Here is a 17,211-nt window from a genome sequence, read left to right on the forward strand (position 1 = left end):
CTGCGTTGGGGTGACGGTTGGCGCGGGTATTTGGGCAAGCTGCGCCGTACTCGGGATCAATGCTATATTCCAGGCGTTTCCGTGGCTGAGACTGGCACTTCAGATCACCGGTGGTTTGTATCTTCTGTATGTCGCTAGTCGTTTATGGCGATCGGGTGGCGTAGCCTTGAATGGAAATGCGCCACATGTTTCCAGCGTGGCAGCATTCCGCCTGGGATTTTTGACGAATATCACGAATCCGAAATCTGCCTTGTTCTTCGGCAGCGTTTTTGCCGCTTCATTTCCCGCCACGCCGGGTCCGTTGCTTCAGGTGGCGGCGGTGGCAATGATAGTCATCAACGCCTTGCTCTGGCACTCCTTGCTCGCTTACTTTTTCTCTCGTAGGCGGATTCGAGCCGCTTACTCGCGAGCCAGTCGCATCAGTAACCGCATCGCCGCAGTTGCTGTCGGCGCCTTGGGGCTAAGTTTGCTGGTGGTTTCGCTGCGAGAAGCCAGGTCGTAGATCGCCATCCAATGGCTGGACGAATTTTGAGTCATGTCCATCATACAAACTCTATAAGCTTTTTTCCCGGCGGATTAAATGGCGGTCAATTCCTTAGTATCAGCATCATCATGAGAGAGTTGATCAAGACATGTGGTAGTGCCGCAGCCAGGAATGCTTTCCGAAACGATACTTGTCGCCAGACCAGATAGGCGCACGAAAAAACAAAGAAACTCCACACGGTGCCGAAGAACCACAAACGCCCGAATATGGCATGGAAGCAGCCCCAGCAAATCGCAGCGATGACTACCACCCAGATCCGGCGCAGCGATGAAGATGACAGTACCGTCAGCATGTAAGCCAGAATAAGCGTTTCAGCAATGGGTGCGAAAACGATGGCGCTGAAAACCGCGCCAGGTGTGGCAATTGTCCCGGACGGCGAAATCGAGGCAACGTCAACGCCAAAAAATATCAGTATCCATTGCACACTCTGAGCTAGCACAAGTGACGGTATGAGCGCTATTGGAAAAGATAACAAAACATAGCGCCAGAGCGGCATCGCAGGTGCTGAAAAAAGAAAGGATCGTAAACGAAGGATCATGTGTCTGATGTGTGATAGCGATTGATGGCCGAATCCAGGGGCAGACTTTGCAACGGACAGGCCTGCGCACTCAGTTACGGCAATGAGTCAACTCAAAGTTCTCGACACCTTCGTAAGAATTCATCATGTGCGCCAGCTCGGACATGGAGGTACCTTTCTTGCTATCGATCGCGATGGCGATGAAGTGCCATTTTGCATGCCGCTCGTGCGAGCTGATGGACAGCGAATCCTTGGCGATCTCGTAACCGTGCTCCAGAGCGATCTTGCGCAGAGCATTCTCATGCGGGATAAAGTTCTTTTCGAATTCAACCATGATGGCGACGCCGGCGCGGGACGGCAGCCAGTATTCAAGCTTGGCCACCCACACCATGCAGCTGGCGGATAGAACGGCGAGCGAGATGGCGGCGATGTAGAAGCCGACGCCGACCAGGACCCCGACCGCTGACGCCGCCCAGATCGAAGCTGCGGTCGTCAGTCCGCGGATATTCAAGCCTTCCTTCATGATTACGCCGGCGCCAAGAAAGCCGATGCCGGTGACTACCCCTTGCACTACCCGGGTCGGATCAGGATTGAGCGGCAAGCCTGCATGTCCGCCATACCAGAGCGCCGGGTAGCCGACGAACACGGTGAGCGCTGCCGACGCCATGCACACCAGGCCGTAGGTGCGCATGCCGGCGGCTCGTCCATGATAGGCGCGCTCGTAGCCGATCAGCATTCCCAGAAACAGGGCGCCAAGCAGGTTGAAAAAAATCAGGACATTCGCTGCAACGGCTGGGGCCGACCAATAGGTGGCCAATGAATCGACTGAAAGCATGTTCATGTATCTTCTTTTAGTTTTTTATAGTCCCCGAAGCTGAGGGGCAGTGCTCAGGTTCACGTGCGCACGGCAAACAGGTCAGTCCAGCATGCTCCCGGCTTCAATTGCCCAGGCTGGCTGGTCCCTCAAGCGCTCAAGCGTGCAAACCCTGATTCTATCAGGCGGATTGACCACCGGCAGTATACGCCCGCACCTGTCTTGATGAAAGCCAAAAGGCCGCGCCATTCCGGGCCGCGGCCGTACTGCCTGCCAGGTGGCAGGCGCTATCGGGTGCAAGACCCTATGGCTGGCACGCCGCCTGCGGCAACTGCGTGATCCAGGCGCGTATCATGTCGTCGCCTTCAGTGTGATTCACATGGCGTCCGATGACGGGCATCACAGCTTCGGTATCGGTGTGGGTAATACGGTAAGCCAGGATGGATTCGTCCGGCTTGCCGGGCTGGATATCGTACTGGTACGGCAGTCCGGGACCGGCATAGGCCAGGGGTTTTTTGCATACGCCCCATTTGCCGGATGCGCTAGCGTCGTTGACCACATTGAAGCCCAGGAACAGGCCGCTTTGCAATGCCTGTCCGGTGGTGCTATGGCAGTGGGCGCAGTTGACGTCCAGGTAGGCGCGCGCCCGTTCGGGCAGGGGTTGCGAGGCGTCGCTCCAATCGGCGTTCTTTGGCGTATTGTCCGCGCCTGGCAAGCCAGCCAGGAGCTTGAGATCCGCCAGGTTCACCAGCTGGTTTTTCGTGCCGTTGTTGTATTGGTATGTTTTGTTCATGTTGCGCGCCTTGGGACCGATAGGCAGGATCGCATTGCCGCCGGCGTTGGCGGTGGCATGGCATTGCTGGCAAGCTTGCGCGTTCGGCACGGAATACTTGAATTGCTCGCGCGAGTTGTCGGCGGCAAGCAGTTCTACCTGGACGTTGGCGCCACCGGTCTTGAGCTTGGCGTCCTTCTGGTCGTCATTCCAGACATAGGGCAGGCCAGCCCAGCTGCCGTCAGCCTGGCGCACCAGGACCCGGGTTTCGATCAAACGGTTTTGCGTGAGATCGACGCTTTCACCCTGAGTGGTCTGGTGGCCGATGCGTTGCGCGCCGATGAAGGCCGGGTCGCTGGAGGCGGCTTTCGGATAGTAGAAGGTTTTCATGATCACCGAGCCGACCGGGAAATCGAAGGTGGTGTCAGCGTTGTAGGCGATCTGTTTGCCCTGCGGGACGTAGATGGCGCGGAATTTGAAAGTGTAGTCGGAGAAAAGGCTTGAGTTCAAATCGTAGGGCACAGCGCCGGCATTCAGTTTCAAGGTCTGGCCGTCGGACAGCAGGAACTGCCAGGAAGATAGATTGGCCGGAGCAGTGTATTTGTCAAATACCTTGATCGATCCGGTATCAACGGCAGGCGAGTCGCTGCTGCCGCCGCCACCGCAACTGACCAACAGGACAGACGCAGTCAGCAAGGCTGCAGCAAACAGCAGGGGGTGTTTCAGGGTGCGTGTGATTTTCATGCGTATTCTCCGTGCTTGCGCAGCTGCTGCGCGTATGGATACTGTGGTTTTTTTCCCGAAAATCGCCAGATTTCCCGGTGATTTATCTGAGCCAGATTGGCGCCAAGGCAGTCGCTTGCCCGGGCGCGCCGATTCAGAAAATCGGCATGTCAGGAATGGCAGGCAAGCTGAGGGTGCAGTTCATGCGCGCGGGGAACGGGAAGTTCGGCGCTTGTGCGGATCCGCTTAGCAAGCCCCGCAGATTCAGGTCCATGCTTTCATAAGACAGCAAGCCGTCGATGAAGGGCGTATCAAGAGTGTTGCCTTTGACGCAGACGGCAAATTCCGGCTTGAGCACGCCGCCGCTGCCATCGCTGGCAGTGCCGCTGCCTTTGCTCGGATCGGTGTCGACGATGCCGTCCCAGATGCCGTAGGCCAGCTGCTGGGGCTGAGCGAAGGATTTGAGCTGTGCAAACAAGCCATCCACGACGGGCTTGAGCTGATTCGGATCGGCGAAGGCGCCGCCCGGCGCATAGCCCGATTTGGAGATGGTGTTGTCGTGCGCGTAGACGCTGTGCACATAGGGTTCGTACAAGGGATCGTTAAAGGCGATGCCGGTTGCCTGGAAGCTGATCGCCAGGATGCTGGTGGTTTTGTGGTCTTCGATCAGGTTGTTCAGGATCTCGGTGTTGTCGGCAGCCAGCACCATCACTGCGGTCCCGGGCGGCACGGCGGTGACGTAGCCGGTAGCATTCGCGGCAACGGGCGTGTTGTTGCGATAGATGTGATTGTTCTGCACCTTGGCGTTTGCGCCCTTTTTGATGACGTAGGCGGTGCCCGGCAAGGAGAAAACCAGGATGCCACCGGTGTTGTCGTGGATATCGTTGTTTTCGACAATGGCATTGTCAGAGTTTTCGATTTCGACGCCAGCGACATTCAGATAGGCTTCATTTTTTTGCACACGGATATTCTCCGATTGCCCCACATACACCCCGGCATCGCGGGTGCCGACGATCTTGCTGTTCTTGACGATCACGCCTTGGCAATTGACGGGATACAAGCCATACGCCATCTGCGAAGTATGGATCGGATCGTTAGTCCATTCCGCCCGCAGGCCATCCATCGTCACGTTCGACGAAGCGGAAACAAACACGCCATTCCCGACCGCATCTTCCACCGCAAAATTGGTCAGCGTGATGCCCTTGACGTTAAAGGCCTGGAAGCCGTTTTTCGACGAAGCGCCGGCAAACGACAAGATCGTGTCCTTGGTCGGATCGCTGCCGTTGCCTTGGCCGCTGATCGTGACGGCGTCGGTGTTCATGGTCAGCGGGCCGTCGAACTTGAATTTTCCTGCAGGCAGGATGATGGTGCTGCCGGGTTTGACCTGGAACAGGATATTGCTCATATCGCTGTCGTTCATCTGGGCAGCGCTCACCTTGACGGTACTGCTCGCGCTATCGGGCGCGGGCGCGACATTGCGGCTGATCCCGCCATCGCCGCAGGCGGCGAGGGCTGTGATTATCGCCGCTGTCATGAGGCGCGAACGGAACTGGAATTGCATCATTAATAGTCTCCCTATTTTTTAACGAGGACGGCGCTGCGTCATTGTTTTTTTACTTTGTCGTTATTAAAGCCTTGATTTCCAGCAATATCCAATGCATTCTTTAAGGCCATGCGATGCATTGTTTGCATCGGCCGTGCAAATAAAAATAATCAGAGACATGGAATCCAGAAAATTACAACACATGCTCGCCTTGGCGGCAGAGGGTAGTTTTGCCCGCGCCGCCGAGCGTTCACACCTGTCGCAGTCGGCGTTTTCACGCAGCATCCAGGCGCTGGAAAAAGAGCTGGACCTGGTACTGTTTGAACGCACCCCGAAGGCCGTCCTGCTGACCAGCTCCGGCCGGGTAGTGGCGCGTCACGCGCAGAATCTGTTATCCGACACGCGCGCATTCATGCGCGATGTGGACTTGCTGAAGGGTGGGGAGTACGGTGAAATTTCCTTCGGGCTGAGCTCATTCCCGTCAGGGATCCTGTTACCGTCGCTGCTGACGCAATTCATGGAAACGCATCCAAAGATCAGCGTCCGCACCTATGTGGCCGGCGCCGACCAGCTATTGCGGCAGCTGCAGGCAGAGCAGATCGATTTTTTTGTGGCAGACGTGCGTGGCCTACGGCAGCAGGCAGATTTTACGACGCGCTGGCTGGATAAAGAGGATGCCGGATTTTTCGTGCGCCCCGATCATCCGCTCTGCGCGCAGCCTACGACGACGGTGAGTGCGCTGTTGCAGTATCACCTTGCCTTACCCAGCATACCGACAATGCTGGAAGAGCGGGCCTGGAATAAATTGGGACTGAGCGCGCAAGAATACGTCAAGCTGATCTGCGACGATGTCACGATCCTCAAACGCATAGCCCAGAATAGCGATGCCTGTCTTTTTTCCACCGAGTTTGTCTTGCGCGAAGAACTGGCGCTCGGCCAGCTGCGCCCTTTGCATGTGGTCGATTTACCGCCGATGAACGTGCATTTCGGGATCGTCCGGATGCGTGCGCGCAGCATTGCCTTGGTGTCGAATTTACTGGAACAGATGATTGTCGATAAGATGGCTTTGCTTTGTTCTACTTCCCGGCAGAAAAAAACAGACGGTGAGGTTGGGCGGACAAGGAAGGCCAGTAGGTAAGAGAGATCGCCTGTCCCATTGACTTGTTGAGAACGATGCAAAGATAGCTAAACTTGCTGACCGCTCTCCTCGGACAGAATATTAAAATGCGTGTCGCCATTTCAATCCGAAAGGTAGCAACGGAGGTGCGAAGACAAAGTGTAGTACACGTCTTCTGCTATACCCGGACGCTTTGAATGATGCGTGTAGCAATAGCGGCTTCATCAGCATTGCACCGCCGCGTTCGACAGGACACAAGGTTTCGCCAATCCGATCTCGTTCGGCTAATGCCGCCTGGCTAGTGAGCCGGCCAGTTTTGTGAGAGCCGGCGACGACGCGCAGCGGTCCGTCATTCAGCCCGCATTCGTCGATATGAAATCTTATTGCAACTATCTCCTGAAGAACGCTATCCGGCGGCTGGACGAAAATGGAGCCTTCTTTTTCGGACCATCCTGTCAACGCAGGATGTGCGATCCTTTCTTTGACCGTTATGCTCAGATCCTGATGAACGGGGACGAGCCAGTTTTGATTTTGCGATTTTTCAAATAGGGTGCATTGTACGGCGACAGTTGCCGCTGAAAGAAACGGTGCAATGAGTTGGTGCTCGCGAATTAATTTAGCTAGATTCACACACCATGAATGCTCAATTAAATTTCGAGTTCCGACTCCGTCCTGTTTGAGTTTTGAAATTGTAGTGTCGAGTTGAGCACAGAACTCATCTCCCAATAGCGGACCGGTAACCAGGAATCCGTTCTCGTCAACTATGTTTGCGACAATGCCGGCGCTGCCAAGTACGGAGCTAACGGCGCCTGATTCTGTGAGTTCAATCATGCTTCCCTCTAAACCTGACTTTTTATTTTCGACATAACGGATACTCGCAGGGGAGATCTATCTTTGTTCCCGAGGCCGGACTTGAACCGGCACACCGCTACGAGCGGGAGATTATAAGTCTCTTAGACATGGTTTCGGGAGCATTGGTCTACAAACCAGCAATAGTTACAGGCATTGCAGCGTTTTTTTCTTCGACAAACTTGACATGCAAAGGCTAGGGTGGAATCTTGCAATGACACATAGCACGCTTCACCTTTCCGATTTATTAGCAAATTGCTCCAGCAAGCCCTTCGGATTAAGAGTCCGTTGCTCCATTAAATAAATCGTGCTAAATTTTGGCTCAATTGAGCTAAAATATGGCTCATGAGTAAAATCAGCGATGCACTTTTCTCCAAGGCAACCAAGGCAGTCCTGGTCAGCGTCTTCGCGCAACCGGGGGGCGTGCATCTGCGCGCGCTCATGAGTCAAACCGGACTAGGCTCGGCATCGGCCCAGCGCGAGTTGGGTAAGCTGACGGAGGCGGGGCTATTAATCCGGCAAGAGCTCGGGAAGGTGATTCTCTACAAGGCGAATGTGGACTCGCCAATTTTTCAAGAGTTGAGCGCGATCATCCGCAAGATCGAAGGCCCGGAACACGTTTTGAAAGAGATGCTGTTGCCGTTTGAGAGCCGCATCGAATCGGCTTTCATCTACGGTTCGGTCGCCAGGAATGAGGACACTGCATTCAGCGATATCGATTTGTTCGTGCTTGCGGATGACATCGGTAGTGCGGATCTGTATCTCGCGCTAGTCGAGGCTGAAACAAAGTTAAGCCGAAAGATAGGGATTACGGTCTATCGTCCAAAGGAATACAAGAGGAAACTGGAAGGGAAAAATCATTTCCTCATTTCCGTCATGGACGGACCCAAGATCCAGTTGATCGGCAAGCCTGATGAGCAAGGCGCAACTCGATAATCTCGTGAAAATTGGGCAGCTCAAGATCGAGCCTTTTGCCCAATCTGAGTTTGATGCCTACATTCGCAGCGGCAAAGAACGATTGCAGGATGCCGCCTCGCGCGGAATATCTCCGTCAGGAAAATTCTTGCTTGGATATGCCGCGGCCTACGCATTTTCTTTGGCTGCATTGCGAAGACTTGGCTATCGTCCTGCCAACCGCTATGTCGTATTTCAATGTTTGCCGCACACCTTGGGTGTCGGAGTAGAGGTCTGGCGCGTGCTGGCCGATGCGCACGATGTGCGGAATGGTCTGGAGTACGAGGGCAGCGACGAGGTGACGGAGGATCTGACTGAGCAAGTCATCCGATGTGCGAAGGTGCTGGGAAAAATGCTGTGATTTCACGCCTCGGCAAATATTCAATTTGGTGCTAGCACGCAGAGGAGCTTAGTTAGCTTGCCTTCTCGTAAGTGCCTCGAGGTCCGCATTGTCGATCTCCCACATCAGTCCAGGCTTGCCCGCATTATTTTTTATGTCTGATGCGATAAATGCGCCAACAATCCCGGCGCCTATACCGCCACCGATTCCCGCCTGAATCGGTGATGTTCCAACTGTTGAATTAGTAACTACAGGCAGATTGGTAGCAGATGTCTGATTCGACAATTCAGCTGCGGTGGCAGAAATTCCAGGCGATCCGGAAGAAGCCGTTTTGCCTAAGACCGAAAGCGCGGCGTCACAGGTTTTATATGCTATCTCATCAACATAGAGGTATCTGTACAGGCGTAGCTTTTCTTGAGGATTTTTGGGCACCCACAAGCCGCCCGACCATACGTAGCATGCGTGTGCCATTTCCACCATTACAGAGAATTTGGGGCCTTTAAACAAAGTGCCTTTGTCATTTTCTGATTCAGCGGTGTATGTACCCTTTGCTAGCGCATATTCAGACTTGTAAGATTCTAAAGGTACAAATTTCTGCTTTCCAACAAGATTATCTGCAAGGGTAAATGATTTTGATGTACTTACAGGTTTGATGTCGCTAATGCTAGGGGGGAGGTTCACGCACCCTACCAATGACTGACTGATTGCTACAAGGATTGCAAATTTTTTGGCGTTGTTCATGTTCTGGGCGGCGTTGTAAATCAAAATAATCGGATGAAATTAGGGTACGTTCCAACCGGGACCGGAAACTAAAGGCGCGTTTAGAAGTGACCGTAGTTCGGTTGAAGAGTCTTCAATCTTTGTCACTGGATATTAACTATGCAAAGAAATAGCGTTGTCGATACTACATTTCTTTTGGGAAGAAATCTATACAATAAGAAACAATGTGAAATATTGAGTTGCGTGCTGTCGATGCGATCCAAGGCAGCGGTGGATCGGACGTGTGAGCGTTAGTTTCCAGAGCGTTTGATATTCTCGGGACGTCAGGAAATGTAGCTGCAGTAAGAAGGTGTAAATAGTTGTCGCGAATTGGAACGGGCGGACTACAGTGAATCCGTCTCCTCCAACTCTCCCTAAGTTTTGGACTCACCCCGCTGCCGTAAGGTTAGTGGGCTTTTTTTCGCCCAAAGCAAAAGCCCCTGAACGTTTGCAGCGTCAGGGGCTTTTTATTTCCACTCTCTATCGATGGTAGAAAGCAGAACATAGATGAAGCTTACGAAAATGAATGTGACCGGTCAACTAGATTCGCAAGGTGCAGAGAAATTTGCATCGAGAATTGGCGTCTCCTACATTATTGCGGCGATTGGTGCTGCGTCGGCTGTGGTAAGGCGCTTAGACGTTATGAAGTCGGCTCGTGACCTTATGCAGAATAGCGGGCCACTGATCCATACCGAGGTAACAAAAGCAATGGGCGGTAGTTGGGAAAAAGTGCAGTCACTACGCCAAGCTCGTAACGACTCTGCATTTTTTATGAAACCTTAAACGTGTACTTTTCCTGTAAATAGCAGAGATTCAAAAAATGACCACAACAACCGCGCCAAGTTGGCTTCAAGGCCACCAGCCAGGAACAAAAGACCATCAATGGAAAAAAGGGCAGTCTGGAAATTATCGCGGTCGTCCCAAAGGAACGCCAAACAAAAAGACGCAGATTTCAGAGGCGTTGATGGATGACGGTGCTGCTATAGCCCGCGTGGTCATTGACGCTGCCCTTGGAGGCGATATGACCGCAGCCAATATCGTCCTCAGTCGTATCCAGCCCGTTCTGCGTGCACGGGCGGAGCGAGTGCAATTTGACCTTGACCCTAATGGGCCGCTAACGCAACAGGCTCAGCAAATTCTTTGTGCTGTTTCTGTCGGTGATATCGATCCAGAAACTGGCAAGCTCCTTATCGACAGTATTAGCTCGTTTTCAAAATTAAAAGAAGTTGATGAGCTAGCTGCACGGTTGGGAAGTGTTGAGGCAGTATTAAACCGGCAAAGCGAAAACGCTGCACTTGCCGCCGCAGAGATTGCTATGCTTGAAGCGAGGGGAGCGAATGGACACTATCCGTCTTAAGAAAGATTCAGAGATCATTTTCACTTTGCAGGCGGTCAGAGCCGAGTATCAACTATTTGCAGCAAAGGGCGTGGCAGATCCAGAGGCCTATCTAATTTATTATTTTGGAATGGCCGTGAAGTTGGTTCGTAACGGGAATGAATCAGCCGCAGAACTGTATGCTCGCGTCATGGCCGTGGTCAACGACCTGCGGTTAGATCGCTTGAAAAAATATGGATGCCTGCCTGGTGGACCACCGCTTGGTCCTGCCGAAGTTTTTGCCTTGGATAAAGTTATGAATAAACGAACGCTTGAGCGCCTCGCCCATGTTGAAAAGGATGTCCAATTTGCGAGCAAACCGCCTTTGCATGGTCGAGATGCGGTGGTTCAAGAGCTACTTCGCATAGGTACTACCGATGCCAACGTCAATGTACGGCTCGCCGCATTATGCAAGCTGTTCGATATGCTCGAAATGGCCGCGCCGAAGCGTGTCGGCACGACTGCCACTAACCACATGCTCGTGCCTATGATAGCTGCGCTGGATGATTGGGAGTTGGCGGCAGAGGCGTCACAAATGCAGCTACGTGACGCCCTTTACGTATCGATTGACGTTGAGACCGGAAATGTGCTGCCAGATTCCAACGATGTAACCCATCTCTATAAGTCCACTGCTTTCAAACTTGGAACTGAAGTAAAACAGCTCCCGCCATCACTATTTTGATGCATCTGGCGGGAGTTGTACTATTTAGTTGAGGCAGGTTTTAATTTTATGGGCGACAGTTTCAAGGGATGCGTACACATCTTGTGATCTAGCACCTGGCCAAACACCAACTGGATTGAAGCCATCATTTGTAGCGGCTCCGGTGTCTTGCTGTGCACGCGTGATGTTGAAAAATACCAGCGTGATTTTGTTGTTAGCGACAGCAGATTTTGCCTCGTACTTTACAAAGTCTTTTATCGGGATGAGAGATTGTGTAACAGATACCGTAGTGCCATTAGCAATCAGAGTTGAGCTGTTTTCATCGAGATACTTGAACACGTTTTTTCCAGAGACGGTTTGCATGTGGTTGGTCTGATAGTAATTTTTCGTATAAGCACCTACGAATGAACCAGATGCATCGCGCAGGCTTACATCGTTATTCGTTACGTTTTCAGCCACACATAACTTGAGCTTTGAAAAATCTGGAGTGCCTTGCGCATCGTAAGAAAAATCCACTTTGTCAATGTACGATCCGTTTGAACCACTTTGAGTTACTGCCACGTTGCTTGGCAACGGTACTTGCGAAGCGCAGCCTGAGAGAATTCCTAGCGCGAATATTGCCAGTAGTTTTTTTACGTTCTTTTTCATTTCTCATCCCTTTTTAAAGTGAACATACATACAACAAATTTTATTATACGTGACTATAGGCCGTGGACTATAGGCCGCATTAAAACGAAATTCGCTGCATGGCGAATTCACAAATATCCAACATTGCTCCAATTTTTGGCGAGATTCTTCGGTGTCACAGGGCAGAGCAGGGCATCTCACAGGAGGAACTAGCCTTTCGTGCTGGGATAGACAGAACATTTGTGTCTCGCCTTGAACGCGGCCTTAAGCAACCGACGCTCACCACATTGATTGGGCTTGCTGGTGCATTGGGGTTTTCCGCCGCCGACCTAGTTCGGGAAACTGAGGAGCGGTATTTGCACGGGAGTTCCTCAAACTTGGGCGACAAGACCTAGAGTGTGTGACACTTCTTGCTCAGAAATACAACTATAAATTGCCGAGGCACGACAAGACGTGATGACAATATTTGACGACATTGAACGGACATTGGAAGGTGGAACGCAATATGGTTGGGCCGATTTTGAGTACTTGAATCTGTCAAATAGACCTGAAGCTGCCAGAGTGCGTGAATTCCTATGCAATTGCTTAGAGCATTATCCTGTCGAACATCGCAATGAGTTGATTAAACGCATGAGAGCGTCAGATATTCAATTTGCCTCAGCTACGTTTGAACTTATTCTTCACGAGATGTTTGTCCGCCTTGGTTGGTCTGTGACGGTTCACCCGGAAATACTAGATGGGAATGGGCGCCTACCTGATTTTTTAGTGTGTTCGACGGATGGCGAGAGCTTCTATGTCGAGGCGGCCTTGGCCAGGCAATATAGCCAGCAGGAGCTAGCCGCTGAAAAGCGAAAAAATCAGATTTTGAAAGTTATTGATAATTTTCCTTCACCGAATTTCTTACTTCAAATAGATCCAGATGGTAGCCCTCGCAGTAATGTTCCAGGCAAAAAATTGCGACATGCTTTACGGACATGGCTGAATAAACTTGATGTTAATAGCGTTGAAGCGGAATATCTGGCAGGTAAGGCATTACCTCAGATGATTTTTGAGCACGATGGATGGCACATTACTTTTGGGGCAATTCCCCGACGCGCCGACAGGCGCGACGGAGGTCGTCGAACTATTGGGATATTAGGTTTCGGGGTTCGCTCAATAGATATCAGGGATTCCATTAAGTCAGTTGCGAAGTTTAAGAATGGTCGATATGGGGAGTTGGATTTCCCATTAGTTGTCGCGATTAACATTGAGCAGCACGCGGTGGACGTGAGTCAGGAACGGGATGCTCTCTTTGGTCAATTGCAGTTGTGGATAGCTCGCAATGAGGGTGTCGGCGCGGTGCAGGAGTATGCGCGCTTGCCGGATGGAGTATGGAATGGGCCTGACGGTCCTCAATGTACTAGGCTAAGCGGCGTATGGCTTTTCCGTTCGCTCGATGCGTGGCATTTCGCAGCCCGTGGCTCAAATATGTTGTATGAGAATCCGCGACCGGCGCACAAATTACCCAGCGCTAGTCGCATATTTACGCACGCTGTTGTTGAAGACGGCAAATTGGTCGAACGACCCGGTGTATCACTGAATGAGCTATTTGGTTTAACGAAGGAGTGGCCTGAGGAGTGAGTGCCGAGCCTCTCGACTGCGGCCACGAGGTAGACCAAGGGGCGGGGCTTACAAAGCGCTTACACAAGCCGTAAACAGAAAAGGGCCAGCATGTAGCTGGCCCTTATGTATTCTGGCTCCCCGACCTGGACTCGAACCAGGGACCTGCGGATTAACAGTCCGTCGCTCTACCAACTGAGCTATCAGGGAATTGAAAGAAGCAGAATTATAGTCTTGAATCAGCTGCGTTGTCAAAGCTTTTTCTAAACTTTTCTACGTCTCCCGAAGCATTTGTTGCAACTGCTTCGGGACCCGAATATTACAGGACTTTTGCGATTGCGGCGACAACATTATCAATATTTTTCGAATTCAGCGCGGCGACGCAGATGCGGCCTGTGTCTACGGCGTAGATCGAGAATTCGTCGCGCAGGCGTTCCACCTGGGCCTTGGTCAGGCCGGAGTAGGAAAACATGCCGCGCTGCTTGATGACGAAGTCGAAGTCGTGGCCTGGGGCTTGTTCCTTCAGTTTCTTGACCAGCAGCTGGCGCATTTCGCGGATGCGCAGGCGCATGCCGGCCAGTTCTTCTTCCCACAGCTTGCGCAGCTCTGGCGAGGCCAGGGCAGTGGCGACTACCTGGCCGCCGTGGATCGGCGGGTTGGAGTAGTTGGTGCGTACCACGCGCTTGAGTTGCGACAGTACGCGGCCGGCTTCTTCCTTGCTGGCGGCGACGATGCTCAGGGCGCCGACGCGTTCGCCGTACAGCGAGAACGATTTCGAGAACGAGTTCGATACGAATACCGGGCCGCCGGCTTCGGTGAAGCGGCGCACTACCTGGCCGTCGGCTTCGATGCCGTCGCCGAAGCCTTGGTAGGCCATGTCGAGGAAAGGCACCAGGCCGCGCTGGGTCACTACTTCGATGACCTGGGTCCATTCGGCGTCGCTCAGGTCGGCGCCGGTCGGGTTGTGGCAGCAGGCGTGCAGCAGCACCACGGAGCCGCTTGGCATGGCTTTCAGCGCGTCCAACATGCCGCTGAAGTTGACGCCGCGGGTGCTTGGGTCGTAGTAGGGATAGTTGTTGACGGTGAAGCCGGCCGATTCAAACAGCGCGCGGTGGTTTTCCCAGCTCGGGTCGCTGATCCAGACTTGGGTGTTGTCGGCGCTGAAGCGCTTGAGGAAGTCGGCGCCCAGTTTCAATGCGCCGGTGCCGCCGATGGCTTGCACGGTGATCGCACGTTTCTCTTGCACGACGGCGCTGTCGGCCCCAAATACCAGTTCTTGCACAGCCTTGTCGTAGGCGGCCAGGCCTTCGATCGGCAGATAGGTGCGCGGCGACAGTTTTTCGATCAGTTGGGCTTCCGCTTTTTGCACGCACTCCAGCAGCGGCACCTTGCCGTTATCATCGTAGTAGACGCCGACGCCGAGGTTGGTTTTGCCTGGGTTCTGATCCGCATTGAAACCTTCGGTAATGCCCAGGATGGGATCGCGTGGCGCCATTTCGATGGCGGTGAAGAGGGAGGCTGAAAGAGGTGCGTTCATCGTGATAACATGAAAAGTTGGCTGCAAAGCGTTTCTTGTAGCCGGGTTGAATGCTGTGCCGGGTCATGGATACATCGCTGATCGGCGCGGATTTTACTACCGTCTATTTTACCAAAGGTCGAGGCCCATGGCTGACATATCACAGGTTTCCAGTACCGTCGACGAGTCCAAAATCGTCACTTTTCCTGATTCGCCCTATAAATTGTTCCAGCCCTTCCAGCCGGCCGGCGACCAGCCTGCGGCCATCGACAAGCTGGCGGAAGGGGTGACGGACGGCTTGTTTTACCAGACTTTGCTCGGGGTGACCGGCTCCGGCAAGACTTATACGATGGCTAACGTCATTGCCCGCATGGGGCGGCCGGCCATCATCTTTGCGCCCAACAAGACACTGGCGGCGCAGCTGTACAGCGAGTTCCGCGAGTTCTTCCCGCACAACGCGGTGGAATACTTCGTCAGCTACTACGATTACTACCAGCCGGAAGCGTATGTGCCGCAGCGCGACTTGTTCATCGAGAAAGATTCCTCGATCAACGAGCACATCGAGCAGATGCGGCTGTCCTGCACCAAATCGCTGATGGAGCGGCGCGATGTGGTCATTGTGGCAACGGTGTCGGCCATCTACGGTATCGGTAATCCCAACGAATACCACCAGATGATCCTGACCTTGCGCGCCAAGGACAAGGTCAGCCAGCGCGATGTGATAGCGCGCCTGATCCAGATGCAGTACACGCGCAACGAGATCGATTTCGGCCGCGGCACCTTCCGCGTGCGCGGCGACACCATCGACGTCTTTCCGGCCGAGCATGCCGAACTGGCCCTACGCATCGAGATGTTCGACGATGAAATCGACAACTTGCAGCTGTTCGATCCGCTCACCGGCCGCGTGCGCCAGAAGATTCCGCGCTTCACGGTCTATCCGGGTTCGCACTATGTGACGCCGCGCGCGACCGTGTTGCGTGCCATCGACACCATCAAGGAAGAGCTGCGCGACCGCCTGGAATTTTTCCGTAAGGAAAATAAATTGATCGAAGAGCAGCGTATCGAGCAGCGCACCCGTTTCGACCTGGAAATGATGCAGGAAATCGGTTTCACCAAGGGTATCGAAAACTATTCGCGCCACCTGAGCGGCGCCTTGCCGGGCGAACCGCCGCCGACCCTGGTCGACTATTTGCCGCCGGATGCCCTGATGTTCCTGGACGAGTCGCACGTGTTGATCGGCCAGCTGAACGCCATGTACAACGGTGACCGTTCGCGCAAGACCAACCTGGTGGATTACGGTTTCCGTCTACCGTCGGCGCTGGACAACCGGCCGCTGCGTTTCGATGAATTCGAAGGCAAGATGCGGCAGACGATTTTCGTTTCAGCCACGCCGGCCGATTACGAAAAGCAGCATGCCGACCAGGTGGTGGAGCAGGTGGTGCGGCCGACCGGCCTGATCGATCCTGCGATCGAAGTGCGGCCGGCCTTGAGCCAGGTCGACGACCTGATGAGCGAGGCCACTGCCCGCATCAAGAAGAACGAGCGCGTGCTGGTGACTACGCTGACCAAGCGCATGGCCGAGCAGCTGACCGAATTCCTGAGCGATAACGGCATCAAGGTGCGCTATCTGCACAGCGATATCGAAACCGTCGAGCGGGTCGAGATCATCCGCGACCTGCGCCTGGGAACCTTCGATGTGCTGGTTGGGATCAACCTGCTGCGCGAAGGCCTGGACATTCCGGAAGTGTCGCTGGTGGCGATCCTGGATGCCGACAAGGAAGGCTTCCTGCGTTCCGAGCGCAGCCTGATCCAGACCATCGGCCGCGCTGCCCGTAACCTCAACGGCAAGGCGATCCTGTATGCCGATCGCATGACCGATTCGATGCGCCGCGCGATCGATGAAACCGAGCGCCGCCGCAACAAGCAGATTGCCTTCAATACCGCCAACGGCATCACGCCGGTCGGCATCAGCAAGCAGATCCGGGAGCTGATCGACGGCGTCTACAGCCCGCAGGAAGCGCGCGAAGAGCTGCATGCGGCGCAGGACCAGGCCAAGTACGAGGCGATGAGCGAGAAACAGGTGAGCAAGGAAATCAAGCGCCTGGAAAAGCAGATGGTCGATCATGCCAAGAACCTGGAGTTCGAAAAGGCCGCGCAGGTGCGCGATCAGCTGCATGTGCTGAAGCAGCAGCTGTTTGGCGCGCCGGGGGCGGACAATATTGTTATGTAGTTGCAGCGGCTTTAAGTAGGCACGAGCTCGTTCAGCCAAGACTTGAGATGTGTCGTCCCCGCGAACGCGGGGACCCATGTTAGTTGCTGCAACATGGATTCCCGCGTTCGCGGGAATGACGGGGTCGCCTAGACCGGGGCGCGCAGCTGGGGTCGCCTAGACCGGGGCGCGTAGCTGTGGCCGGCGAGGTAGGAGCGCGCAGCTGGGGGTGTCTAGACCGAGTCTCCCAGGCGGCGCAGTTGTTGAGGGCAAGTGATTGCTTTGTGCATTT

General features: G+C 53.9%; 18 protein-coding genes and 1 tRNA gene. 10 read left to right on the forward strand and 9 right to left on the reverse strand.

The window, feature by feature from the left end; all coding sequences use genetic code 11:
- Positions 1 to 10 precede the first annotated feature (10 nt).
- Positions 11 to 502, forward strand: a complete 492-nt coding sequence (locus CPter91_RS06405; protein ID WP_236905947.1) for a LysE family translocator — start codon at positions 11 to 13, stop codon at positions 500 to 502.
- Between the two features lie 85 nt (positions 503 to 587).
- On the opposite strand, the gene CPter91_RS06410 is transcribed toward CPter91_RS06405, so the two are convergent.
- From CPter91_RS06410 to CPter91_RS06425, 4 genes are all read right to left on the reverse strand, one after another.
- The gene (locus CPter91_RS06410) at positions 588 to 1,082 is read right to left on the reverse strand and encodes a hypothetical protein (protein ID WP_150119637.1); all 495 of its coding nucleotides are present in this window, start codon (positions 1,080 to 1,082) and stop codon (positions 588 to 590) included.
- A gap of 70 nt (positions 1,083 to 1,152) precedes the next feature.
- Positions 1,153 to 1,902, reverse strand: a complete 750-nt coding sequence (locus tag CPter91_RS06415) for an MgtC/SapB family protein (RefSeq protein WP_335340119.1) — start codon at positions 1,900 to 1,902, stop codon at positions 1,153 to 1,155.
- 277 nt (positions 1,903 to 2,179) lie between these two features.
- Positions 2,180 to 3,391 (reverse strand): SO2930 family diheme c-type cytochrome, encoded by a 1,212-nt coding sequence (locus tag CPter91_RS06420; protein ID WP_061938477.1) that lies wholly within the window; start codon positions 3,389 to 3,391, stop codon positions 2,180 to 2,182.
- A gap of 133 nt (positions 3,392 to 3,524) precedes the next feature.
- Entirely contained in the window at positions 3,525 to 4,934 is a 1,410-nt protein-coding gene (locus tag CPter91_RS06425; RefSeq protein ID WP_061938480.1) for a parallel beta-helix domain-containing protein, read from the reverse strand.
- A gap of 157 nt (positions 4,935 to 5,091) precedes the next feature.
- Between CPter91_RS06425 and CPter91_RS06430 the strand changes: the two genes are divergently transcribed.
- Positions 5,092 to 6,051: a LysR family transcriptional regulator gene (locus CPter91_RS06430; RefSeq protein WP_167595137.1), complete on the forward strand. Its 960-nt coding sequence runs from the start codon at positions 5,092 to 5,094 to the stop codon at positions 6,049 to 6,051.
- An 81-nt stretch (positions 6,052 to 6,132) separates the two neighbouring features.
- Here the strand turns inward: CPter91_RS06430 and CPter91_RS06435 are convergent, their stop codons facing one another.
- A complete protein-coding gene (locus CPter91_RS06435; protein WP_082792653.1) occupies positions 6,133 to 6,861 on the reverse strand; it encodes a phytanoyl-CoA dioxygenase family protein in 729 nt (242 codons plus the stop codon).
- Between the two features lie 363 nt (positions 6,862 to 7,224).
- Here CPter91_RS06435 and CPter91_RS06440 point away from each other — a divergent pair, with 363 nt between their 5' ends.
- The gene (locus CPter91_RS06440; RefSeq protein ID WP_099047168.1) at positions 7,225 to 7,815 is read left to right on the forward strand and encodes a nucleotidyltransferase domain-containing protein; all 591 of its coding nucleotides are present in this window, start codon (positions 7,225 to 7,227) and stop codon (positions 7,813 to 7,815) included.
- Positions 7,793 to 8,194: a hypothetical protein gene (locus CPter91_RS06445; RefSeq protein WP_061938486.1), complete on the forward strand. Its 402-nt coding sequence runs from the start codon at positions 7,793 to 7,795 to the stop codon at positions 8,192 to 8,194. Before CPter91_RS06440 ends, CPter91_RS06445 begins: the two co-directional genes overlap by 23 nt.
- Before the next feature lie 48 nt (positions 8,195 to 8,242).
- On the opposite strand, the gene CPter91_RS06450 is transcribed toward CPter91_RS06445, so the two are convergent.
- Complete coding sequence (locus CPter91_RS06450; RefSeq protein WP_150119638.1) at positions 8,243 to 8,914, reverse strand: hypothetical protein; 672 nt, start codon at positions 8,912 to 8,914, stop codon at positions 8,243 to 8,245.
- 525 nt (positions 8,915 to 9,439) lie between these two features.
- Between CPter91_RS06450 and CPter91_RS06455 the strand changes: the two genes are divergently transcribed.
- The 3 genes from CPter91_RS06455 to CPter91_RS06465 are packed head-to-tail and all read left to right on the forward strand — an operon-like array spanning position 9,440 to position 10,989.
- Positions 9,440 to 9,715, forward strand: a complete 276-nt coding sequence (locus tag CPter91_RS06455) for a hypothetical protein (protein ID WP_061938492.1) — start codon at positions 9,440 to 9,442, stop codon at positions 9,713 to 9,715.
- Positions 9,716 to 9,752: 37 nt separating this feature from the next.
- Positions 9,753 to 10,289 (forward strand): DUF5681 domain-containing protein, encoded by a 537-nt coding sequence (locus CPter91_RS06460; protein ID WP_205631663.1) that lies wholly within the window; start codon positions 9,753 to 9,755, stop codon positions 10,287 to 10,289.
- Positions 10,270 to 10,989: a hypothetical protein gene (locus CPter91_RS06465; RefSeq protein WP_061938495.1), complete on the forward strand. Its 720-nt coding sequence runs from the start codon at positions 10,270 to 10,272 to the stop codon at positions 10,987 to 10,989. Before CPter91_RS06460 ends, CPter91_RS06465 begins: the two co-directional genes overlap by 20 nt.
- A gap of 24 nt (positions 10,990 to 11,013) precedes the next feature.
- Here CPter91_RS06465 and CPter91_RS26420 read toward each other — a convergent pair whose 3' ends face one another.
- Positions 11,014 to 11,616 carry a hypothetical protein gene (locus CPter91_RS26420; RefSeq protein ID WP_150119639.1) on the reverse strand — a complete coding sequence of 201 codons (603 nt, stop codon included), beginning with the start codon at positions 11,614 to 11,616 and terminating at the stop codon, positions 11,014 to 11,016.
- 98 nt (positions 11,617 to 11,714) lie between these two features.
- Between CPter91_RS26420 and CPter91_RS27695 the strand changes: the two genes are divergently transcribed.
- Together CPter91_RS27695 and CPter91_RS06470 are read left to right on the forward strand one after the other, a co-directional pair.
- The gene (locus CPter91_RS27695; protein ID WP_082792654.1) at positions 11,715 to 11,990 is read left to right on the forward strand and encodes a helix-turn-helix domain-containing protein; all 276 of its coding nucleotides are present in this window, start codon (positions 11,715 to 11,717) and stop codon (positions 11,988 to 11,990) included.
- A gap of 61 nt (positions 11,991 to 12,051) precedes the next feature.
- A complete protein-coding gene (locus CPter91_RS06470; RefSeq protein WP_150119640.1) occupies positions 12,052 to 13,215 on the forward strand; it encodes a hypothetical protein in 1,164 nt (387 codons plus the stop codon).
- 113 nt (positions 13,216 to 13,328) lie between these two features.
- Here CPter91_RS06470 and CPter91_RS06475 read toward each other — a convergent pair.
- Positions 13,329 to 13,404: transfer RNA gene (locus CPter91_RS06475), tRNA-Asn, on the reverse strand.
- Between the two features lie 109 nt (positions 13,405 to 13,513).
- Complete coding sequence (locus CPter91_RS06480; protein ID WP_061938501.1) at positions 13,514 to 14,731, reverse strand: amino acid aminotransferase; 1,218 nt, start codon at positions 14,729 to 14,731, stop codon at positions 13,514 to 13,516.
- A gap of 127 nt (positions 14,732 to 14,858) precedes the next feature.
- On the opposite strand from CPter91_RS06480, the gene uvrB reads away from it, so the two are divergent.
- Positions 14,859 to 16,940 (forward strand): excinuclease ABC subunit UvrB, encoded by a 2,082-nt coding sequence (uvrB, locus tag CPter91_RS06485; protein WP_061938504.1) that lies wholly within the window; start codon positions 14,859 to 14,861, stop codon positions 16,938 to 16,940.
- Positions 16,941 to 17,211 lie beyond the last annotated feature (271 nt).

It is taken from the genome of Collimonas pratensis, from assembly GCF_001584185.1.
In the GTDB taxonomy this organism is placed as follows: domain Bacteria; phylum Pseudomonadota; class Gammaproteobacteria; order Burkholderiales; family Burkholderiaceae_D; genus Collimonas; species Collimonas pratensis.